This window comes from Paraburkholderia sp. MPAMCS5, assembly GCF_036016995.1.
In the GTDB taxonomy this organism is placed as follows: Bacteria; Pseudomonadota; Gammaproteobacteria; order Burkholderiales; family Burkholderiaceae; genus Paraburkholderia.
Window position 1 is genome coordinate 103402 of the sequence record NZ_JAYXBK010000005.1, and the last position, 22254, is coordinate 125655.

The 22254-nt window shown below is 59.0% G+C and carries 19 protein-coding genes; 10 read left to right on the plus strand and 9 right to left on the minus strand.

Going from position 1 to position 22254, the window contains the following annotated elements; translation table 11 throughout:
• Nucleotides 1–100: 100 nt before the first annotated feature.
• Nucleotides 101–1639 (plus strand): methyl-accepting chemotaxis protein, encoded by a 1539-nt coding sequence (locus VOM14_RS13295; RefSeq protein ID WP_327629186.1) that lies wholly within the window; start codon nucleotides 101–103, stop codon nucleotides 1637–1639.
• Between the two features lie 105 nt (nucleotides 1640–1744).
• On the opposite strand, the gene VOM14_RS13300 is transcribed toward VOM14_RS13295, so the two are convergent.
• The 3 genes from VOM14_RS13300 to exaC form a co-directional block, all read right to left on the minus strand.
• A complete protein-coding gene (locus tag VOM14_RS13300) occupies nucleotides 1745–2821 on the minus strand; it encodes a porin (protein ID WP_327629514.1) in 1077 nt (358 codons plus the stop codon).
• Between the two features lie 533 nt (nucleotides 2822–3354).
• Nucleotides 3355–3744, minus strand: coding sequence for a DUF779 domain-containing protein (locus VOM14_RS13305; protein ID WP_327629187.1), 390 nt, complete (start codon nucleotides 3742–3744; stop codon nucleotides 3355–3357).
• Nucleotides 3745–3847: 103 nt separating this feature from the next.
• The gene (exaC, locus tag VOM14_RS13310) at nucleotides 3848–5368 is read right to left on the minus strand and encodes an acetaldehyde dehydrogenase ExaC (protein ID WP_327629188.1); all 1521 of its coding nucleotides are present in this window, start codon (nucleotides 5366–5368) and stop codon (nucleotides 3848–3850) included.
• Between the two features lie 235 nt (nucleotides 5369–5603).
• Between exaC and VOM14_RS13315 the strand changes: the two genes are divergently transcribed.
• Nucleotides 5604–6473: a LysR family transcriptional regulator gene (locus VOM14_RS13315; RefSeq protein WP_327629189.1), complete on the plus strand. Its 870-nt coding sequence runs from the start codon at nucleotides 5604–5606 to the stop codon at nucleotides 6471–6473.
• A 383-nt stretch (nucleotides 6474–6856) separates the two neighbouring features.
• Here VOM14_RS13315 and VOM14_RS13320 read toward each other — a convergent pair whose 3' ends face one another.
• From VOM14_RS13320 to VOM14_RS13335, 4 genes are all read right to left on the minus strand, one after another.
• Nucleotides 6857–8041 (minus strand): acetyl-CoA C-acyltransferase family protein, encoded by a 1185-nt coding sequence (locus VOM14_RS13320; protein WP_327629190.1) that lies wholly within the window; start codon nucleotides 8039–8041, stop codon nucleotides 6857–6859.
• Nucleotides 8042–8093: 52 nt separating this feature from the next.
• Nucleotides 8094–8339 carry a hypothetical protein gene (locus tag VOM14_RS13325; RefSeq protein ID WP_327629191.1) on the minus strand — a complete coding sequence of 82 codons (246 nt, stop codon included), beginning with the start codon at nucleotides 8337–8339 and terminating at the stop codon, nucleotides 8094–8096.
• A gap of 52 nt (nucleotides 8340–8391) precedes the next feature.
• Nucleotides 8392–9117: an NAD(P)H-dependent oxidoreductase gene (locus VOM14_RS13330; RefSeq protein ID WP_327629192.1), complete on the minus strand. Its 726-nt coding sequence runs from the start codon at nucleotides 9115–9117 to the stop codon at nucleotides 8392–8394.
• 239 nt (nucleotides 9118–9356) lie between these two features.
• A complete protein-coding gene (locus VOM14_RS13335; RefSeq protein WP_327629193.1) occupies nucleotides 9357–10436 on the minus strand; it encodes a GlxA family transcriptional regulator in 1080 nt (359 codons plus the stop codon).
• 98 nt (nucleotides 10437–10534) lie between these two features.
• Between VOM14_RS13335 and VOM14_RS13340 the strand changes: the two genes are divergently transcribed.
• Nucleotides 10535–11788: an acyl-CoA dehydrogenase family protein gene (locus tag VOM14_RS13340; protein WP_327629194.1), complete on the plus strand. Its 1254-nt coding sequence runs from the start codon at nucleotides 10535–10537 to the stop codon at nucleotides 11786–11788.
• Between the two features lie 262 nt (nucleotides 11789–12050).
• On the opposite strand, the gene VOM14_RS13345 is transcribed toward VOM14_RS13340, so the two are convergent.
• The gene (locus VOM14_RS13345) at nucleotides 12051–13070 is read right to left on the minus strand and encodes an NADP-dependent oxidoreductase (protein WP_327629195.1); all 1020 of its coding nucleotides are present in this window, start codon (nucleotides 13068–13070) and stop codon (nucleotides 12051–12053) included.
• Nucleotides 13071–13221: 151 nt separating this feature from the next.
• On the opposite strand from VOM14_RS13345, the gene VOM14_RS13350 reads away from it, so the two are divergent.
• Both VOM14_RS13350 and VOM14_RS13355 read left to right on the plus strand, forming a co-directional pair.
• Nucleotides 13222–13371: a hypothetical protein gene (locus VOM14_RS13350; RefSeq protein WP_327629196.1), complete on the plus strand. Its 150-nt coding sequence runs from the start codon at nucleotides 13222–13224 to the stop codon at nucleotides 13369–13371.
• Between the two features lie 173 nt (nucleotides 13372–13544).
• The gene (locus VOM14_RS13355; RefSeq protein WP_327629197.1) at nucleotides 13545–15287 is read left to right on the plus strand and encodes an AMP-binding protein; all 1743 of its coding nucleotides are present in this window, start codon (nucleotides 13545–13547) and stop codon (nucleotides 15285–15287) included.
• 41 nt (nucleotides 15288–15328) lie between these two features.
• On the opposite strand, the gene VOM14_RS13360 is transcribed toward VOM14_RS13355, so the two are convergent.
• Nucleotides 15329–16405 (minus strand): AraC family transcriptional regulator, encoded by a 1077-nt coding sequence (locus VOM14_RS13360; protein ID WP_327629198.1) that lies wholly within the window; start codon nucleotides 16403–16405, stop codon nucleotides 15329–15331.
• A gap of 346 nt (nucleotides 16406–16751) precedes the next feature.
• On the opposite strand from VOM14_RS13360, the gene VOM14_RS13365 reads away from it, so the two are divergent.
• From VOM14_RS13365 to VOM14_RS13385, 5 genes are all read left to right on the plus strand, one after another.
• Entirely contained in the window at nucleotides 16752–17054 is a 303-nt protein-coding gene (locus VOM14_RS13365; RefSeq protein WP_327629199.1) for a hypothetical protein, read from the plus strand.
• Between the two features lie 117 nt (nucleotides 17055–17171).
• A complete protein-coding gene (locus VOM14_RS13370; RefSeq protein ID WP_327629200.1) occupies nucleotides 17172–18191 on the plus strand; it encodes a zinc-dependent alcohol dehydrogenase family protein in 1020 nt (339 codons plus the stop codon).
• A gap of 71 nt (nucleotides 18192–18262) precedes the next feature.
• Entirely contained in the window at nucleotides 18263–19021 is a 759-nt protein-coding gene (locus VOM14_RS13375) for an enoyl-CoA hydratase/isomerase family protein (RefSeq protein ID WP_327629201.1), read from the plus strand.
• A 2-nt stretch (nucleotides 19022–19023) separates the two neighbouring features.
• Nucleotides 19024–20256, plus strand: coding sequence for a CaiB/BaiF CoA transferase family protein (locus VOM14_RS13380; protein WP_327629202.1), 1233 nt, complete (start codon nucleotides 19024–19026; stop codon nucleotides 20254–20256).
• A gap of 158 nt (nucleotides 20257–20414) precedes the next feature.
• The gene (locus tag VOM14_RS13385; protein ID WP_327629515.1) at nucleotides 20415–22247 is read left to right on the plus strand and encodes a putative bifunctional diguanylate cyclase/phosphodiesterase; all 1833 of its coding nucleotides are present in this window, start codon (nucleotides 20415–20417) and stop codon (nucleotides 22245–22247) included.
• Nucleotides 22248–22254 lie beyond the last annotated feature (7 nt).

Below are 22254 nucleotides of genomic sequence, written 5' to 3' on the forward strand. Positions count from 1 at the left end.
ATGTTTGGCTGTAACACTGGCATGATCGACCGGCGCGCGTGACGCGAGCCGCACGAAAAAAATACTCGAAATAACAACTGATCTAAGACTGAAACGGGAAATGGGGAATCTGAAGATTGGCGGCCGGCTTGGCGCAGCTTTTGGCTTTGTGATCGTATTGCTGCTTGCAATTTCAGCGCTTGCTGTGATCGAGTTCGGAGCCGCCAATCGGCGCGCGCAAGACCTTGTCCACGAGGTGTACGAGAAGTCTGAACTCGCCCACCGGATCAAAGAAAATGCCTATTTGTCTGCCCGGAATTTGCGCGATGCCGTGCTTGCCGGCGGCGCCGATGAAACGAAGCGATATCTCGATGCAATCGCGCAAGTCCGTCGCGACAATCCGCTCGCCATGGAGAAACTGACCGCACTCATTCGCTATGATGAGGGGCGACGGCTCCTTGGCGATATCAAAGCACAGCAGGCTCGCTATGTCGCTACCCGCGCAAAGTTGATTGAGCTCATAGAACAGGGACGAAAAGACGAGGCCCGCGACGCGATGTTCGGTCAGCTGGCCACGGATCAGGGCGCCTATTTCGACGCGCTCGACAAAATGGTCAGTTTTCAGGGCTCGCTGATGACTCGAACTGGTGAAGAGGCCGCGACGGCCGCGCGCACTGCAGCCATAACGATCGCGACACTGGCTGTAGCGGCGATCGCACTCGCCGCGGTCGGCGCCTGGTCGATTACGCGCTCCGTTGCAGTTCCGGCGCGAGCGGCGGTCGATTCGGCGCATCGTGTCGCAAACGGGGACCTGACCTCGCACATCGAAGCAAAAACGAATGACGAAATGGGACAGCTGATGCGTGCGTTGCAAGCGATGAACGCAAGCCTCGTGCGCGTAATTGGTTACGTGCGCGATAGCGTTGAGGCGATCAGCGCCGCCGCGGAACAGATCGCGTCCGAGAACACGGCTCTCGCCGGCCGCACCGAAGAGCAGGCGGCTTCGCTCGAACAGACGGCGGCGAGCATGACACAGTTGACCGAAACCGTGAAGCAGAACACGGACCACGCTCATCAGGCGAGCTTGCTCGCCACGAACGCCAGCGATATCGCCGTCAGCGGTCACGCAGCCGTTCAGACCATGCTTCGCACAATCGATTCAGTCAACGAGAGCGCAACGAAAATTTCGGAAATCACGGGATTGATCGAGGGCATAGCATTTCAAACGAACATCCTCGCGCTGAACGCGGCGGTCGAAGCGGCCCGCGCGGGCGAGCAGGGCCGGGGTTTCGCGGTGGTGGCAGCGGAAGTGCGGTTGCTCGCGCAACGATCGGCGGCGGCGGCGAAGGAGATCAAGGAACTGATCGAAGCATCGGTAGGATTGATCGAGGACAGTTCTCGACAAGCGCGCGACGTGGGTGCAACGGTCGAACGCATCAAGCAGGCAGTCGATGACGTCTCAACGACAGTAGCGGAAATCGCGACGGCCTCTGGGCAGCAGTCGACAGGCATCGAACAGGTTCACGCCGCCGTCAGCCAGATGGATCAAGTGACACAGCAAAACGCAGCGTTGGTCGAGGAGGCCGCCGCGGCGGCGCGCGCGCTCGAAGAGCAGGCGGGGGAGCTGCGATCGTCGGTGGCTTTGTTCAGGCTGGCATGAAGATTGGGCCGTCTGTTCGGCACATGGGCTGCGACAGGCCTTCGGACGCAGCTTTACGATCGTGACGCCACGCGGTCCGATGAACCGCGTGGCAGCGGACCCTGCTCAGAACGTGTGACGTATCCCGACGTCGGCGCCGAACGTCGCGCCGGAAACGCCGCGGAGCGCACCGTTTATCGACATCCCGGTATTCATCCGCCCGTGATTGTCGACGAACGCGAACTGACCGTATAGCGAGGTGGATTTCGAAAGGAAGTACGTGAGCCCCGTAGCCACCATGATGGAATGGTTGTTGGAATCATTTCCATCCGTTGTGTAATACACGCCCGCGTTGATGTTAGTCTCGGGCGCCATCAGATAATTGAAGCCGCCCCCGAAGATCCGGCTGTCGAACTTGCCTGCGACCTTCATGCCGAAATATAGGACTTTGAGCGTCAGATTGTTCAGTCGGTAGCTTGCACCGATTTCACGCCCGAAGAACGGAACATTACTCTGCACAGGCGTCGCCGCCGTCCCACCGCCATTGCCGTCGTACATCGACGCATTGACCAAGAGCGGCCCCGTTTTGTACTCGAGGCTAGCCGAATACTGCCGGCCGGCCTGAAAGTCGCCGGCCGCCCCCCCGAGAGCAAACATCGCGCTACCCCGCAGACCAGCAATTGTCGGGGACGTATATGAAATGGCGTTGGGGTTGAAAACGCCCGTTGCGAGAACATTGGCGATGGTGATTGGCGCGAGGCTGCCAAAATAAGACGCGCCGCGTGGATCGATGATGATGAGCGAACGCACAAACGGCGACTCCTGCACGCCGACCCTGACCGTACCGATGCCTGCAGACACCCCGACCCATGCCCGGCGCCCAAAGAAGTTTCCGTTGGAATTGGCAAACCCACCATTGACGGCGTTGTAGCCACTTTCCAAGTCGAAGATCGCGCTCATTCCACCGCCTAAGTCTTCGGTACCTCGCAGGCCAAAGAAAGAGGGTATCGCACCACCGGTGATCGCCGCGTATTGATGACCAGCGTTATTTCCAGTGGCCGAGTTCAGTGTCTTGCTAGTGTAAAGAACCGCGGTATCGATAATTCCGTAAAGCGTCACGCTGCTTTGTGCATGTGCGATGGATCCAGTGCATCCTACGAGGATCCCGATGGTCGCCGCAAGGGCGCCAGGACGTTGGGTCATCAAACTCATTGCAGACGTCTCCGAGTGTAGTTGTTATCGCGACTTATAGGGGCGGGGGGGGCAGCCAAGTCCTTCAAGCTCATTCGCCCATATACGCCACGGAGAGATCATTGCGAAGCACGGTTCACGAGCCAAGGTTTCTTTCTGCCATCGAGAGGGTGAATTCCTGACAAGAGATGCCGCCGGAATTCCTCCGAACATCGCATCGAACGTCCGCTCGCGAGGCGCACGTGATCAACTAGTGAAAGTCCCGAGCGAGATCTATGCGGTTATCACCCACATCCCATGCCGACTTCATAGACTCATGAAGCTCGTTCTAAAAAAAGACGGCATGCGTTGAAAAAAACGGAGACTCCGCTAGCGATCGACGTGGGGACCAGCAAGATGGATGCGGTGCTGCGTGTCCCGCTTACACGCCGGGAACTGTTGGGAGAGACGGGGGGCGCTCTTGGGCACCCTTGCGCTGGCCCGACGTGCGTCGGGACCAAGACGAGCGTCAGCAAAAAAGGCAAGCGGAGTATGGAACGTCAGCATTATGAACCGGGCCCGCAACGGTAGCGTGTGCCGGTCAATCCGAGTTCTTTCGCCTCCTCATCGGTGAAAACTCGGGACCGGGTATGAAAGGCTTTGCCGCTTCCGCCTTCTAAAGAGAAGGTGCCTCCGGTTCCCTCGATAACGTCGATGATGAGTTGCGTGTGTTTCCAGTACTGGTATTGGTTCAGGCTGATGTACACGGGCACGCCGCCGATCTCACCGAGGTGGACATCGCCCGCGCCTATCGTGAGTTCACCGGGAAGATATGCGTTGATCGCGCTGTTGTCGCAGCAACCACCGGATTGATGAAAGAAGAACGCACCATACTGCTTCTTGAGCTCATCGATCAACGTTAGTGCTGCCGAAGTCGCCAGAATTTTCTCGACCATGCAAGTCCTTTGCTGATTGACGAATCGAATGCAGTCTGAAAGCATCCGTCAGTGCCCTGCCGCCACGACAGCAGGGCACATCGAGTCATGGGACCAAGCCGGATCAGAAAACGCCCAGCTTGTTCTCGCTGTAACTCACAAGCAGGTTCTTCGTCTGCTGGTAGTGCGCGAGCATCATCTTATGGTTTTCCCGGCCGTAGCCCGATTCCTTGTAGCCGCCGAATGCCGCATGTGCCGGATAAACGTGATAGCAGTTGGTCCACACGCGGCCCGCCTTGATACCGCGGCCCATGCGATAGGCGACGTTGCCGTTGCGGCTCCAGACTCCGGCGCCCAGACCGTATAGGGTGTCGTTCGCAATCGCCAGTGCGTCGGCTTCATCCTTGAAAGTGGTGACCGCCAATACCGGGCCAAAGATTTCCTCTTGGAAGATGCGCATCTTGTTGTGGCCTTTGAAGAGCGTCGGCTGCACGTAGTAGCCGCCGGCCAAGTCGCCGCCCAGATGTGCCTGTGCGCCGCCAGCCAGTACTTCGGCGCCTTCTTGCTTCCCAATGTCGAGGTAGGACAGGATCTTCGCCAATTGTTCCTTGCTCGCCTGGGCGCCAATCATGGTGTCGGTGTCGAGCGGGTTGCCCTGCTTGATAGCGGCGACTCGCTCGAGCGCCCGTCCCATGAACTTGTCGTAGATCGATTCATGGATCAGCGCCCGCGTCGGAGACGTGCAGACCTCGCCCTGATTGAATGCGAACAGCACCAAACCTTCGATCGCCTTGTCGAAGAATGCGTCATCCTTATCCGCGACGTCGGCAAAGAAGATGTTCGGCGACTTCCCACCCAACTCGAGCGTGGCCGGGATCAGATTGTTGGCGGCGGCCTGCGCAATGACTCGGCCGGTGCTGGTGCTGCCCGTGAAGGCGATTTTCGCGATGCGGCGGCTGGTCGCCAACGGCATGCCCGCTTCACGGCCAAAACCGTTGACGATATTGACCACGCCCGGGGGCAGCAAATCGGCGATCAATTCCATCAGGACGAGGATGCTGATGGGCGTCGATTCAGCCGGCTTCAGCACGACGCAGTTGCCTGCGCCCAAGGCGGGCGCCAGCTTCCATGCAGCCATCAGAATGGGGTAGTTCCAGGGAATGATCTGGCCCACCACGCCGAGCGGTTCATGGAAGTGATAGGCGACCGTGGTCTCGTCGATTTCGCTCACGCCGCTCTCTTGAGCACGCACAGCTCCCGCAAAATATCGGAAGTGGTCGATGGCGAGCGGGATATCGGCGATCAGGGCTTCGCGGATAGGTTTGCCCTTGTCCACGCACTCGGCATAGGCGAGCAGTTCGAGATTGGCCTCGAGACGGTCCGCAATCTTGAGCAGTACGCCTGCGCGCTCGGCTGCAGAAGTCTTGCCCCACTTGTCTGCCGCCGCATGCGCGGCGTCCAGCGCGAATTCGATATCTTCCGCGCCTGAGCGCGCCGCGCTCGTGTAGACCGCGCCGGTGATCGGCGTAACGACGTCGAAATATTGACCCTTGATCGGTGGAACCCACTTGCCACCAATGAAGTTGTCGTAACGGGGTTTGTAGTCGATCTTGGCGCCTGGGGCGCCTGGGCCTGCATAAATCATGGAATCTCTCGGTTGGTGTTGAGGGAGCGGTACTTCTGTTCGGGAGAACGGCGCGAACATTTCGGAGACGACCGCGATAGCCAACTCACTCGACACGTGCCGTGCGACTCCGTCGTCCGCTTTGACGTGTGCCTGTGACGTTTGCAAGATCGTCTTTGCATGGACTATACGAAGTGATGTAGCATAAGTAAAATCGTTTGTTGCTATTCATTGAATCAAAATAAGTGATGCTGCCATGGAGCTTTATCAGATCAGTCAGTTCGTCGCCGTCGTGGACACAGGGAGCTTCACGCGGGGCGCCTCGCGGGTGGCGGTATCGCAGCCGGCACTCTCGGCGACCATCGCGAAGCTCGAGGACGAACTCGGCGTCGCTTTGCTCGAGCGCAAGCGCAACGCAGTGACACCGACCGCCGCCGGTAAGCGGCTTTATCAGGTCGGCTCTTCAATGCTTCAGACCTGCAATGTCCTCAAAGCCGACATCCGTGCCATCGGAGCACCGCGTGTGTTGCGCGTGGGTATCGTGAGGACGTTGCCCACGCCGCAACTGGGCGAGCTCTTGAAGGCGTTCAAGCAGGCACATCCGGAAGTAATGGTGGAACTGACCGACGCTCCCGCGTCGGAACTTGCCGGTCATCTCAAACGTAAGGAGCTCGACGTCTGTTTGACGATCCTCCGGGAGGGTGAGGAAATGGAGCGGAGCTTGGCGTTGTTCGACGAACCGTACGTCGTGATCGTCAGCAAGACACATCGCTTCGCCCGGCTCTCGACAGTGACCCTGGCCGACCTGCAAGACGAACCCTTTGTCGTGCGCACGAGCTGTGAGACGTTTGAAGTCGCCGCGAAGGCCTTGCGGTCGCATAACATCAAATCGCGCGTCGTGTACCGCACGGATCAGGACGATCGCGCGCTCGGTCTCGTCGCCGCCGGCATCGGCATTACGCTTATGCCCGCGAATTTCTGCAACGGAGACGTTGTCGCCGTGCCCGTGGCCGATTTTCCGAGTCGGCGGACCATAGGCGTGCGGTGGGGTGCGGACTCACCCGATCCGGCTACCGACGTTTTCATTTCGTTCGCGAGGAGTCACCGCTGGACGGCGCAATATTGACCGGTGCTGATCGGTGTCTATCGGAACGTTCCTGTGCGCGTCATGGAGGTCGAGCGGATTGCCTGCCCGTGCGCCGATCTACGCCGCGCGCATAGTCAGTCGTTGTCGAGCAGGCGGAAACACGCGCCACATTCCGTCATGGTGACGGTAGAAGTACATTGAAAGCGATCCCATCGCCGCGACTTTTTCAATGCATACATAGCATTCGCGTGGGGACCGCCTGTTTCTAAACGCCGTGACGTGCAGGCGGCTATCGGGCTCTGGCGCGAGCCAGTGCTCGACCATCAGCCGTAGCGACTTTCCAGCACTGGACATCTCCGTCTCCGTCATTTCCGCCTGGGCGCGGTGCGTATGTCGCGGGGGGAGCAGCGATCTACGAGACGTCAGACGCGCTCGTAGATCGCTGCAACGCCTTGGCCGCCGCCTATGCACATAGTGACGAGCGCATAGCGCCCTGCAGTCCGATGCAGTTCATAGATGGCTTTTACCGAGAGGATGGCGCCGGTGGCACCGAGCGGATGGCCAAGTGAAATGCCGGAGCCATTTGGGTTGAGCTGACGGGAATCGAAGCCCAGCTCCTTCGCGACAGCACACGTCTGGGCGGCAAACGCTTCATTCGCCTCAATCACGTCCATGTCGGAAATCTGAAGGCCCGTTCGCTGCATGACGAGGCGCGTGGCCGGCACCGGCCCGATTCCCATATACTCGGGCTCCACGCCCGCATGCGCATACCCCACCAGCCGGGCCAACGGCTTGAGTCCCATCGCGGCTGCTTTGGCGGCTTCGGCGAGAACGAGTGCGGCGGCGCCATCATTGATACCGGATGAATTGCCCGCCGTCACCGATCCTGACTCCTTGAATACTGGCTTCATCTTGGATAGGGCGTCGGCCGTCACGCCTCGGCGGACGTGCTCGTCCGTATCGAATTCGACGACACCCATGCGGCTCTTAACTGTGACGGGCACGATCTGACTCTTAAAGCGGCCGTCATCGATTGCGGCAACAGCACGACGCTGGCTTTCCATTGCCAGTTCGTCCTGCTCTTGGCGGGAAATGCCATAACGCTCTGCCACGTTTTCGGCGGTCACTCCCATGTGAATGCGCTGCCACGGATCATGAAGAATGCCGTTCATGTAGTCGGTCATCTGGGTGTCGCCCATGCGCCGCCCCCAGCGGATACCCTCGGCGATGTATGGGCCGCGACTCATGGATTCAGCACCGCCGCCGACGGCCAAGTCCACATCGCCCAGCAAAATGGACTGCGCCGCACAGATAATCGCCTGCAGGCCCGATCCGCAAAGTCGATTGACGTTGTATGCGGGAGTCTCCTTCGGAATCCCCGCATCCATTGCGGCAACGCGACTCAGGTAGCCATCCCTCGGCTCCGTCGGGATAACGTTGCCCATGACGACTTGCCCGATGTCGCTTCCTTGCGCGCCGGAGCGCTGCAGCGCGGCTCGCACGACCGTCGTGCCCAGTTCGGTCAACGCGACATCCCTCAACGCCCCGCCAAAAGCACCAATCGCCGTCCGGGCGGCTCCGACCACGACTACTTCGCGAATACTCATTGCTAATCCCTCCACCAAACGCCCCGGGCTGCCATGCCCGCGTCAGCGTCGGTCATTCGGTTGTTTGCCATACCGCGCTTTTGAGCGCGTATAGCCGTTCATAAAAGTCGTCGAGACTTGGGAACGAAAGCGGAATTTCCCCTTCCAGCGATTGACTTGGATCGCGCCACTTATCCGATATTTCGACCCTTGCCTCGTGCTCGATATAGGGCACATGCCACGCGATGAATGGCTCCAGCACCTCCAGCCCCGTGTAGGCCAGGGTTCCCTGCAACAAGTCTACTTCGCGACTACTCATTGCTCATCCCTCCACTAAACGCCCCGGGCTGCCGTGCCCGCGTCAGACGCGGTCATTCGGTTGTTTGCCGCACCGTGCTTTCAAGCGGGTAAAGTCGTTCATCAAAGTCGTCGAGACTCGGGAACGAAAGCGGAATTTCCCCTTCCAGCGATCGAATCCGATCACGCCACTTGTCCAATATCTCGACTCTGGCCTCGTGTTGGATATAAGGCACATGCCACGCAATGAACGGCTCGAGTACCTCCAACCCCGCGTAAGCCAGGGTTCCCTGCAACAAATGCCGCAGCATCGATTCGAACGGGCCGTGTATCCCCTGCTTTCCGAACATGTGTGGCTGACCGCCTAACGTTACGCTGACCAAAGCGCGCTTGCCCTTTAGGCCCCCGCGATCATAGAAGCGCGTGCCGCCGTACACCGCGCCAGATACGAACACGCGGTCAATCCAGCCTTTCATAATGGCCGGCGTAGAGCACCAAAAGAGCGGGAAATTGAGGATCAGTAGGTCGCATTGAACAAGCTTTTCCAGTTCCAGCTGAATGTCTGCGCTCATCGTCCCGGTCTTTACGCCGTGGCGCTGCTCGAGCGCATAAACGCAGTAGTCCGGATTCGCTCGTTCGCCAAAGTCGGCGGTAGACGCGACTGGGTTGAAACCCATTGCGTAGAGATCGGAGACTTGAACCTCGTGTCCATCTTCGGTGAACGTGTCCACCGCGAGAGTTTTCAAGGCAGAGCTGAACGACTGAGGCTCCGGGTGAGCGTGAATGATCAGGACTTTCATGGCAGAGGTTTCAGCCGAGAAACATACGACATCGGCGGCAACAAAAAGACATGTCCATATGTTGCTGACAACGCTCAACCCTAGAAAGGTCTTTTTCGGTCAATACGGAGGTGATCTGGCGCCACCGCCGGTATAGTCGGTGGTGCTGTCAGGCCAACGTGGCTGCGCTGGCTCGAGGGGCGCCGCAAGTACCGCTTCGCGCCCCACCTAGAAGCCCACGATTCCAGATCCGCGGGGATTCAGTGTTGTTGCGAGTCTGCGGTGGGGCGAAAGCGAGTTCGATACGCACCGGGGCTGAGGCCGACCTTATCCTTGAATAGGCGACAGAATGAACTTGTGTCGTTATATCCCACTTGGATCGCGATTGCCTCGAGGCCGAGGTCCCCAGCCTCCAGCAAACCCCGCGCTGCCTCGATGCGTAGACTTTGCAGGTACCGCAGCGGCGGCTGATTCAGCGCTGCCTGAAATCGGCGGATGAGGGTACGTTCACTAACGCCAAGGTCATGCGCCATCGCCGAGATCTTCACATCCTTCGCCATGTGTTTGTGCAGCCAGTGTTGAGCGCGGTGGACCACGGAGTCTGCGTGCGATTTGATAGTTAGTAGCGGGAGATAGGGTGTTTGCTTGGTCTGGCTGACATCGATCAGCATCGTCTTGGCGCACTGCGAAGCGATGACGGCCCCGGAAAAACACTCGATGATCCGGATTGTTTGTAGAAGATAAGACGCCGAAGCTCCCGCACAGATGAGGCGGTCTGCCTCAGTGATAACGGGTTCAAGCTGTAGGTCGACGCGGGGAAATCGACTGCGAAATTGGTCTGCTAGCCACCACGTAGTCGTTGCCGGCCGGCAGTCCAAGAGGCCGGTTTTTGCAAGAACAAATGTGCCGGTGCAGTTTGCCGCAAGGTAGGCCCCCGAGCCCCATTGAGAGACGAGCCAGTCGCATGCAGCAGACTGCCGCGCCAACAACTGGTCAAAGGCCTTGCTGCTCGCGTAATGCGCGCTAGGGACAAATACCAGGTCGAACTTCTCCCGTGGTCGGAGTGGCTGTGTATTCAGTTGCAGCCCGTTGCTCGTCGTGATGGGCTTCCCCGTCGGCGAGACGAATTGCCACTGGAACTGGGAATTTCCGTCTCCCAACTGTCGCCGCAAGTGCGAATTCGCTACCTGAAGAATGTCAGCGAAGCCGCCCAGGCTGTGAGCGTAGCAATCGTCATAAGCGAGGATGGCAGCGCGATGCATGGCATGTCGAAAATGGCACAGGATATGTCGGTTTGGCCAATGTACAGCAATTCGCAGTGCGGGAAAACTGTCGGTCATGGTTTCGTGGACATCTACCCCCTGGAACGGGAGGTGCCCATCAAGATCCTGACCAATCGCCCTCTGGGGCGTGCATATGAAAATCTAAGAGGCTCACCATGAACGACAACCACGATTCGATCGGCCGCGGGCATGCCGCCGTCAAGCGGCGTCAACCGGATCTCTACCATGACCTGATCACGCCGCAGGAGACGCTGGCGATCCGTGAGGAGGTGAGACGCTTTGCCGACGAGCACGTACAGCCCGCCGCGTGGTCGATCGGGCATCGCGAAGAGCTGGTCGAGAACTTCCCGCGCGACCTGTTCAAAAAGATGGCGGATGCCGGCTTGTACCGGATCCCATTTGCCGCGCAGGTCGGTGGTCGCGGGCTCAAGCATCCTGCCACTGCCACGGCAGTGTTGATCGAAGAGCTAGCCTACTACTCCAATTCAGTAGCGGCGATCGTGGATGTTCACTGCATCCTGGCAGGCCATGCGCTCGAGCATGCAACGCCGGAATTGCAACAACGCTATCTCGAGCCGCTGCTGGCAGGCGAACGCATCGGAAGCTTCGCGACGACGGAGCCAGAGGCGAGCACCGACCTTAGCATCAATGTCATGCAGACCCATGCGGTCGGCGGTGATGCTGATTTCGTCATCAACGGTCGCAAGCGCTTCATTACCAACTCGCCCGTGGCCGACTTCGTTGTGCTCTTGTGTACCGACAACGGCCGCATGACTGAGATTGTCGTTGACCTTGATGCGCCGGGCGTGCGTGTGGGGCCCCCTGATCGAAAACTGGGAAACCATGGGCAACTGACCGCGGACATCTATTTCGAAAACGTCCGCGTCCCGGCCAGTAACGTCGTCGGCTCGCGCGGAGCGGGGCTGAAAATCGCCCTGCAGACGCTAACTTACGGTCGTATCGGCATCGCCGCCAGTGGCGTCGGCATGGCCCAGGCGATTTTCGACCACAGCGTCGATCGCTTAAATAGTCGCAAAGCATTCGGCAAGCACCTGGCTCAGTTCCAACACTGGCAATTCAAACTCGCTGAACGCGCCACTGAGATCGAAAACGCGCGCAACCTATACTTGAAGGCCGCTCTGCGGATGGACTCAGGGCAGGCATTCCCTGAACCCGAGGCCGCAATGGCCAAGTGGTATGCGACACAGTTGGCCGGCGAGTTTGCCCGCGATGGCGTACAGATCTTCGGCGGCTACGGCTTCATGCAAGAACTCGCAGCGGATCGCTCTCACTACCGAGTCGAGGAAATCTATCGTGATTGCAAGATCTCCGAAATCTACGAGGGCACGAACGAGATTCAGAAGCTGGTGATCGCACGCGCTATCTTCGGCAAAGGCGTGACAGGATGAGCCCGATGGTGAAGTCCGGCAATGCCTCGGGCATTCCAATCGATAACTAGTGCAATACGGACCGTCTGCTCGATGCACTGCCGGCAGACGGCCGGCAAGACCAAGCCTAGACTTCATCGGCCCCGCTAGCGTGGTGACTTCGAAGATCGGATGTTCCGGCTCAGATCATTCACCTAGGCAAGGCCGAATTATCGAATCCACCCCCGCGACGATAACTCAGGCGTCGACAAGTGTTGAACCGACGCACCGAGGACCTCAAGATTTAGGCGCTTTCATCAAGGCGAATCAGACGCTTACCAAGATTCTCACCTCGGTATAGGCCAGCAATTGCATCCGGCGCAGCTTCGATGCCATGAAGCACATCCTCCATATACTTCAATTTCCCCCCTCGTACCCATTCGGCCAAGTCGGCATGGGCTTGCGTGTAGCAGTCCAGATGATCGAAGATGACGAATCCTTGCATGCGAGCGCGCTTGACCAGAATGTTACGCTCAGCGCGGGGCCCTAGCGGCGGTGGGTTCCAGCTCGGCACCGAAGCAGTACCGCAGACAACGATGCGCGCGCCGACGTTTAGATGCGCCATGACGGCGTCGCTTATCGGGCCGGCGGTATTGTCGAAGTAAACGTCCGCGCCGTCGGAACACGCTTCGGCCAAGCGTTCGTGAAAATCCGCGGCTTTGTAGTCGACGGCTGCATCAAAACCAAAGCGCTCGAGGCACAGCGCTCGCTTCGCCTCACCACCGGCGATCCCCACCGTCCGGCATCCGTGAAGGCGCGCGATCTGTCCGACGCACGAACCGACTGCACCAGCAGCCGTCGAGACCACGACCGTTTCGCCGGGTTTAGGTTGACCGACTTGCAGCAATCCATAGTGCGCCGTGACACCATTGAGGCCCAACACGCCGAGTGCCGTGGAAAGCGGCAGGTCGGCCTCGTCGATACGATGCTCAATTTGCGCAGCATCGACGAGTGCGAACTCCTGCCACCCGAACATACCTGTCACAGCGGTGCCGACCGGCCAGTCAGGATGCTGCGATGCCACGATGCGTCCCGCGGCGAATGAGCGCATCACGCTGCCCAACGCTACGGGCTCCGAGTAGTTAGCGACGGCACTGACCCAACCGCGCATTGCCGGCTCGACCGATAGCCACTCATTTCGGACCACCACCTGACCCGCACTTGGGGGCGGCACCGTCGCTTCAACGATGTTGAAGTGTTCCGCCTGCGGGATTCCATCAGGGCGGCTGATGAGGACAACCTGCCGATTCTTTGCTAAGACCATAGGATGCTGCCTCATCAAGAGTGGGATTGGATAGATCTAAATAGTCACAGAGAGATGGTGCCGATGCAACGCCGGTTATTTCGGGTTACTTTCTGCCAAAAAGCCGGTCATTTCGTGCCGTACGCAAGGACATAGCCTGCCTCGGAACTCTATGATCGCCATCGCGATCGGATTGGTAGTGGCTCTCGGTGTCGTATTTCGCATCGAATATGTCACTTTCGACGATGGACAGCGCGCTGACGCGCAGGGACACTACTCGCAACCGCACGCCTCTAGAGAAAAGAAGCGGGAATTGCTGTAAGCGTCCGCACGTCAATAGGCCCTACAAGCCGGTGGCATCGCAATGCGCCAAGAGTTTTGAGTTTATCGAGCTGTAAAATAATCTGAAAAAGCCTCAAAAAGATAACGATAACATTGGCGGATTATGAGATGGATTTCGAGTCAAGAAAATATTTCGTTTGAGAGGAGACAGGCATGAGCAGTCAGGTCGTGACTAGTGATTTGCTGACAAGCGCATCACTTGTACCGCGGGACGATTTTGCACACGTTCACGGGCAGACGGATGTACCGTTGTCCAATGCAACGGTCGGGGAATTTCTGCTTGATACAGCCGATCGGTATGCCGATCGGTGCGCCGTCGTGTTCCGAGAACAGGGGATCCGGCGCACTTGGCGAGAACTCGCGCAAGAGGTTGACGCGGTTGCTTCAGGACTGCATGCGCTCGGAATCGGCAAGGGAGATCGCGTTGGCATCTGGTCGCCCAATCGCTTCGAGTGGGTCCTGACGCAGTTTGCGACCGCGCGCATCGGAGCGATCCTCGTCAATATAAACCCCGCCTATCGCCTCGCGGAAGTGGAGTATGCGCTGCGCAAAGTTGGGTGCAAGGCGCTGGTGGTGGCGGAGGCATTCAGGGCATCACGATACCTCGAGATGCTGCGGGAATTGGCGCCCGAGCTTGAAAGCTCGAAGCCAAATGAACTGCGCGCGCAGAGGTTGCCCGAGCTCCGAATAATCGTTCGCATGGGCGATGCAAAGACCCCGGGAATGCTCAACTTCCCTGAAGTCGTGTCATATGGTCAACGACTGTTTGATCCCGAGAAGCTAGCGGCAGTGAATATGACGCTCAATTCCGACGATCCCATCAATATTCAGTTCACGAGCGGAACAACCGGCAGTCCGAAGGGCGCGACGCTGACACACCACAACATCGTGAACAACGCTCGCTTTTTTTCGATGGGGTTGCGGCTGACAGAAAGGGATTCGCTCTGTATTCCATTGCCGCTTTACCACTGCTTTGGTATGGTGGCTGGCGTGCTTGCATGCGTGGAATCCGGCAGCACGATGGTGTTCCCTGGAGAGGCCTTCGACGCGGGCGATACGCTTGCTGCTATTCATGAGGAACGTTGTACGGCGCTCCATGGCGTACCGACCATGTTCATCGCCGAACTCGACCATCCCGACTTGTCCAAGTACGACTTGAGCCAGCTTCGCACAGGCGTCATGGCCGGTTCGCCGTGTCCGGTCGAGACAATGAAACGCGTCGTCTCGCAGATGAATCTGCGAGAGCTCACCACCGCGTACGGGATGACCGAGACCAGCCCAGCATCGTTCCAGTGTCCTCCGAGCGATCCGCTCGTACTGCGAACATCGACTGTGGGCCGTGTGCTCCCGCACCTGGAAGTGAAGATCGTCGATTCTTCAGGAGATACGGTACGAGTGGGGGAGACAGGCGAGCTATGCGCGAAAGGCTACGCCGTTATGAAGGGGTATTGGGGAGACGATGCGAAGACTCGTGAATCGATTGTCGATGGATGGTTCCGTACAGGCGACCTCGCGACTATTGATTCTGACGGGTACTGCAAGATCGTCGGAAGACTCAAGGACATGCTGATTCGCGGCGGTGAGAATGTGTACCCGCGAGAAATCGAGGAATTTCTATTCCGTCATCCCAAGGTGCAGTCGGTCCAGGTCTTCGGTGTGCCGGACGAGAAGTATGGCGAGGAAGTATGTGCGTGGATCATTCTGCGCCCGGGCGAGCAGGCAACTCCCGAAGAGATTAGCGATTTCTGTCGCAACCAAATCGCCCACAACAAGGTCCCGCGCTATATCCGGTTCGTCAGCGAGATGCCCATGACAGTAACCGGCAAGGTACAAAAATTCGCCCTGCGGGAACTGATGATTGACGAGTTGCGAGCATCGAGGCCGAACGTTTCCTGAGAAGCCATTCGTTATCGCCTTGGGGCCTCTCCGACGGACGTCTACCCCAGTGGCGTGACCGGGTGCGCGGATCGCTCTTGGCTGGGTGCGGTGCCCGTCCACTTCTTGAATGCCTTGCGGAAATTGGATGCGTCGGAGAATCCCAGCCGTTCTGCAATCTGCTCGATCGTCAACGACGTCTGGTCGAGATACTGTCGGGCCAGTCCCAACCGCACCTCATCCAAAATCGCTTGGTATGACGTGCCCTCGGCTGCCAGTCTGCGGTGCAGTGTGCGCACCGACATGCCGAAACTTTCGGCAAGGACATCGACGTTCTCGAACCGGCCAGGCTGCCTGAGCAGAAAGCCGTGGATCGCGGAAACGAGCTCGGAGTCGGTCTCCACGTCGGCTAGGACCTGTTCGCAGAAGTCCTCGCAAACCAGCGCGGTCATCGGGTTCGCGTTCGGCAATTTGCGCTCGCGTGCGCTCGCGTCGTAATGCCACTCCATCACTTCCGCGTCGAACTCCACGGGACACCTAAACATCCGCGTGTAGGCTCTCCAATGTGCGGGAGCCGGGTAGGGGAGCAACATTCGGGTCGAAGGAAAGGGCGCTTCGAGGATGCGACTAAGCAGCGAATTAATTGAAGCCCGCCAGAATTCCGCCACGAACGGAAGCAGGTCTCCCATGGACCAAGGATCATGGCTGCGCAAGATTCCGGTATTGCCGTCGATACGCGAACTGATCGGCAGGACGGGGCCCGCATGACGCAGGTGCTTCATGCACAGGTCGAGCGCTGCGCCCAACGTTGGGCTGCTGGCAATGGCGTAGCCGTACACGCCGAAGTCGCTGATACGTTGCCTCGCACCCGCGAGCAGTCCGGTATCGGGGCGCTTGGCTAGCCGATAGGCGTTGCGGTAGATAGCGAGCCGTTGATGGCGCGAAATCAACGTCCGCGGATCGTCGAATTGCTTAATTCGGACCCCGGTTCCGGACAGTATGTCCCGCGCAGAAACACCTTGGTCGGCCAACTCGGCAAAAAGCGCGTCCAGGCCGAAGAGCATCATCGTCAGCGCATGAGGGCCGCCAGCGTGACCCACGAACACGTCGTTGTTCCCGGCCTTCGACGTGGACGTCATACGTTTCTCCAAGTCATTCAATGACTCTATGTTGGCACAAAAACACCCCTTGTTAAATGCGGGTTACCCCGTGGCGAACGCCGTTACCGGACAGCAGGCAGCGCGTGTCGTGCCCCCCATGAAAGCTGACCGGGCATAGCCGCCCATTAACCAAAGTCGTTCATACAATGACCGGCGATACATCATTGGCACAAAATCACCTGATAGTGGCAGAAAATGAACTAGTTGTGCAAGGGTGGGCCTGCGACACTGGTTGCGTTGAGCACTGCACCATTCACGCGACTGGGGCAGCCCATCTCGAGAGTTCCGTAGATCAAGGCCCAGTACGCAAAGGACCAGTTATCACATGGATCGCAAATTTCACGACGGTACCCCGGCCCACGCAAATTCCGCCGATCAAGTAGAAGAATTGGAGCAACTGTGCCTTCAAATCTTTGCTCGCTGGTGCGAGCAAAGGAAGGTCTTGCCACTTATTTATCTGTTATATGCATGGCCGATAAACATGCGTGACCGCTTAGCAAGAACGCGACTGCATGCGACCTTGTGCGAGCTTCTTCGATTTCATCCTGATGCACTGACGTGGGACGATCAGCTCGCCATTCAGCAGTTCATCACAATGCATGCGCTTGCCGTCGCTCGACACTCGTAGGATGGGCGCGCACCGACCGCACTGTCACGAAAACACCCCAAACACGGCAGAAAGCGACCTTGGCAATCGACCTGGTCGTGACCATGATCCATTCAGCGCGAGTGAAGGAGGAAGCACATGAGAGCCCTGATAATCGAAAAACACGGCGAGCCATCGGCGGTCGTCAGCTTGCGCGATTTGCCCGAACCCACGCCCGGGCCAACTGAGGTTCGCGTGAAGATGCTGCTGTCGCCTGTGCATCCGTCGGATTTGCATGTCATCCGAGGGCGCTTCGCCCGCCAGCGTCAGCCCGAGTTGCCCGCTTCGCCCGGCTCCGAAGGCGTTGGAATCATCGATGCCGTAGGCAGCGACGTACCGCAAGCACGCCTCGGAGAGCGCGTCGTTTTGCTGAACGTGCAGGGCACTTGGAGAGAACAGGTCATCTGCCCGTCCGAGCGTGCGATCCCGGTACCGGCGGCGATCTCTGACGAAGACGCCGCTCAAGCGCTCGTCAATCCCATGACGGCATGGACGATGACGATGGTGGAGCATTCGCTAGCCCGCGGCGACTGGTTAGTTCAGAGCGCGGCGGGATCAGCGGTCGGGCGCCTCGTGCTGCAGATCGCAAAAGCTCAGGGATTCCATACGATCAATCTCGTACGCCGTCCCGAGCAGGTCGCCGAGATCCGTGAATTGGGTGGTGACGTCGTGATATGCACGGCACAAGAGGATTGGCCTGAACAACTCAAGAAGGCCGCTGGCGGCGAAGGCATCGAGAAGGCGATCGACTGCGTCGCCGGCCGTACGGGCGCCACGCTGGCTCGTCAGTTGGCCCCCGGCGGGCGCATGCTGGTCTACGGGGCGCTGTCGTCGCACCGCCAGACGGATCCGGCTGCGTTCGAGATGCCGATTTTTGCTCCGGCGCTTGTCTATTCCGGCGCAGAGGTGCGCGGCTGGTTCCTCTACTTCTGGCTGCAACGTAAGACCGTGCTTGAAAGCGGGGAAGTGCTGCGCAGTCTGCTCGAACAGATGGCTGCCGGCCGATTGAAACCTTCAGCAGCGCGCCGCTATCCACTCGATCGTGCTTTCGAAGCATTTTCGGATACGGAACGTACCGCTCACGACGCTAAGCCGTTACTGGCTTTCGCGCAACCCTGATCGCACGGCTGACCACTAAAACAAGGGCGGTCGTCACAACGGCTGCCACTCGCGCTACCTCGGAGACAATCATGGCAACAGTGGAGTACCACAAAGATGGCAACGTCGGTGTCGTGACGCTTGCCAAACCACCGCACAATTTAATCGACAACGCAATGCTGTCAGACCTGATGACAGCATACGAGCGCGCGCAGACAGAGGGCTGTAGAGCGATCCTGTTGCGCAGTTCGATGCGGCACTTCTGTGCCGGCGCCGATTTGAACGTCATCTACGCAGAGCGTGGCGACCAGCAGCGTTTCGAAGAGCTCTGGTCCGCGCTGGAGGACATCACCATTCCTACCGTGGCAGCGGTTCACGGAGCCGCACTAGGTGGCGGATTCGAACTCGCCTTGTTATGCGACATGATCGTCGCCGCGGATACGGCATCGTTCGGTTTGGCGGAAGCGACCCTCGGCTTGCTGCCGCTTCTGGGCGGCGTGCAGCGCGTGGTGCAGCGTGCCGGTGTGGCGCGAGGCAAGGAGATCGCGATGTTCGCACGTCGCCATGATCCGCGTGCGCTCGAGCGCTGGGGCGTGATCAACCTCGTGGTGGACGAAAGCGAACTGGGCAATGCCTCGCTTTCATGGGCGCGCCAGCTCGCGGCCGGGGCGACCGTGGCACTGAGCGGGATTAAGCGTCTGGCAAACCTTTCCGCGCGTGCCGGAGTCAAGGCTGCCGATGAGCAACAGGCGCAGGTCAATGACGTCATGTGGGGTAGCCAGGATCGCGCACGCGGGCTCGCGGCGTTCGCCGCAACCGGGCCAGGCACCGCCACCTTCGAGGGGAACTGATCATGAGTAGCGCACCGCTCGCGGGCCTGAAAGTCATTGACTTTACTCGCGTCCTTGCCGGCCCCGGTTGCACCAAAGCCCTGCGTGACCTTGGCGCCGACGTCATTAAGATCGAGCCGCCTTCAGGCGACCTCGGGCGCGCAGGCGTACCGCATGTCGGCGCGATGTCGCTCTACTATGCGCAGCTCAACGCCGGTAAGCGCAACGTCAGCCTCGACCTCAACTGGCCGGAGGCGCGCGAGATCGTTGCCGAACTGTGTAGCGACGCCGACATCATCGTCGAAAACTTCCGCCCCGGAACATTGGCGCGGTTCGGATTTGCGTACGAGGACGTCATCAAGTTCAATCCCTCCGTGGTTTATGTGTCGATCACAGGGTACGGACAAACCGGTCCCTGGCGAAACCGCCCCGCATTCGCGCCCACGGTCCATGCCGAGTCAGGGTTGACGCACATCCTCGAGCAGCACTATGCGGGCTCGATGAGCGAATTGCGCAATGACGCGTGCAGCCACGCGGACGTGTATACCGGCTTGCAAGCGGTCATCGCTGTGCTGGCCGCGCTGCAGCACCGTTCACGTACCGGGGAAGGGCAGCACGTAGACGTCTCGATGGCGGCGACGATGCTCTCGGTCAACGAGCGCGCCGGGGCGTTGCTTTCTGGGATGGACGTCAACGACGAGCCGTATGCGCTGAGCGCGAACGAATCGCCGATTATCGAGCTCCCAGATGGCCGGCGCTTGACCATCGCCGGCAGTCCGATCTTCTCGCCGATCTTCGCTCGCTACTGTTCAATGATGCGGCGGTTCGATCTGCTGCGCGATCCCCGCTATGCATCGGCCACGCTGCGGCGCGAGAACCTCGCCAGCTTAATGAGTGAAGTTCGCTCGTGGGTGCTGACGTTCACAGATCTCGACCAACTTCAGGCGCAGGTGAGCGAGGTGGGGCTCGCGATCGGAGTCGTTCGCAGCATTGACGGCATTGCGTCGTCCGAGTGGGCCGAGGACTGGGGCGCAATCGTCGAGGTCGACGATCGTGAAGGCGGCACATTGCGTATGCCGGGACCGCCGTGGCGCTTCAGCCGCTCAGATTTGCCGGCGCCGGGCGTGCCTTATTTCCAAGGCGAATGCAATGGCGAGGTGCTAACTGAGCTTGGCAGGACCGCTGAGCAACTGGAGGAATTGCGCCGCCAACGAGTGTTGCTGAGCCGACGCAATCCGGTCGGTGCGTTCGATTGACGGTAGCGGGTCAGGCGCAGCGATTCAAAAAGCTCACCGGATCCGCGGCTCGTGCGTGAGCGCCGGGTGGACGAATCGCGGGAGGCTTCGTGATATGTGACCTTGGGCAGCGAGTAGAACAGTGTCTGAACATCGTAAATCGTATCGACAGCATCGTGATGGAACTACAAGCTCTGGGCAGTTTGAGAAACGCCGCAATGCATCTTCAAGCGCTCGCCCAGGAAATCCGAAGTTTGAAAGAGGACCTGGCCTCGGGCACTGCCGTATGCGGTTCGCGCGATATACCTGAGCGTGGACACCCCGAAGCCAGTCGCGAACCGGAATTTCGGAGTCTTGTCGAGCGCATGCCGGATCTGGTCGTCCACTACGACAGGGATTTGCGCCGCACTTATGTCAATCCGGCCTTTGCGGCGTTTGCCGAGGGTGGGGCGGCGTCTTTAATCGGCAAGAAGCCGTCAGAGCGCTCCAGTTGGCAATACGCTGCCACATTCGAACAGAAACTGGCTCAAGTTTTCGCCACTGGAATGGGGCTCGAATTCGAAGTTCCAGGATGGCGCGATTTGAGCGACAACCAGTGTAGTTACCTGGTCAGGCTCGTACCGGAATTCGATGCGGATGGGGCGGTGGAAACCGTAATGTCGGTGGGGCGAGACATCAGAGAGCTCACTGCCTCGCGTCAGAAGATCCAATGGTTGGCTTTTCACGACCCGGTGACCGCCTTGCCGAACCGTGCGTTGTTCAAGGAACGTTTGGAACAGACGATCGCTGCTGGAGGGAACGCTCGACGTGGATTGATCGGCGTGATGATGGTCGATTTGGATAGGTTGAAGAGCGTCAACGATACGATGGGGCATGCGATCGGCGACGAACTGCTGCGCCAGGCAGCCGAGCGCCTACAAGATTGTGTCCGGTCACGCGACACGGTGGCACGTATCGGGGGAGATGAATTCGCGGTCCTGCTTCCCGCGGTTCATGACAAAGGGGCTCTGGAGGACATTGCGAGAGCGATGGTCGCCCGACTTGACGAGGGCTTCTCTTTGCAGGGCAGAGAAGTGTTCATTTCGTGCAGTATCGGCATCGCTCTGTATCCGACCGACAGCGCGAAAGCGGAAGACCTCGTGCAATACGCGGACTTGGCAATGTACCGCGTCAAGCGCTCGGGCCGACGGAATTTCTGCTTTTATTCGAAAGAGCTGACTGTGCATGCGAGCATGCACCTGCAACTGGACTCCGAGCTGCGCCGCGCAATCGAGCGGGGCGAGCTGGCATTGCATTATCAGCCCAAGGTGACCGGGAACGGCGAGGTGATTGGCTCCGAGGCCTTGCTCAGATGGAAGCGTACCGGCGGTGGCTTCGTCTCACCGCAGCATTTCATTCCGATCGCGGAAGAAAGCGGATTGATTGTCGACCTCGGTAAATGGGTGTTGCACGAAGCCTGCCGCGCGGCTGCCGAATGGAACGCGCCGGGTGTTGTCCTGCACAAGGTGGCCGTCAACTTGTCAGCACGGCAGTTTCGCTTTTTCGATTTGGTCGCGATGGTCGAGGAGATTCTCCGTGAAACTGGCTGTCGGCCCGAATGGCTGGAACTCGAACTCACAGAGAGCTTGTTTCTGGAAGAGGACGACAACGTGCTCGACGCGCTTTCGTCGCTCAAGTCCATGGGGCTATCCATCGCCATCGACGATTTTGGAACTGGATATTCGGCACTCAGCTACTTGACGCGGTTTCCGATCGATACGCTTAAGATCGACCAGTCGTTCATTCATAAGGTAATTACCGACAAACGTCACGCAGAGCTGGTCAAGGCCATCTTGTCAATTGCGCGCTGCCTGGGGCTGGAGGTAGTCGCGGAGGGCGTGGAGACGCCCGAGCAGGAGGCATTTCTTCGCGCCAATGGTTGCACGACCGCACAAGGATTTCTATACAGCAGGCCATTACCAAAGCCAGAAATGACCGCGCTGCTCAAGCAGCTTAGACAGAACGCAGCCTAGTGCGCGT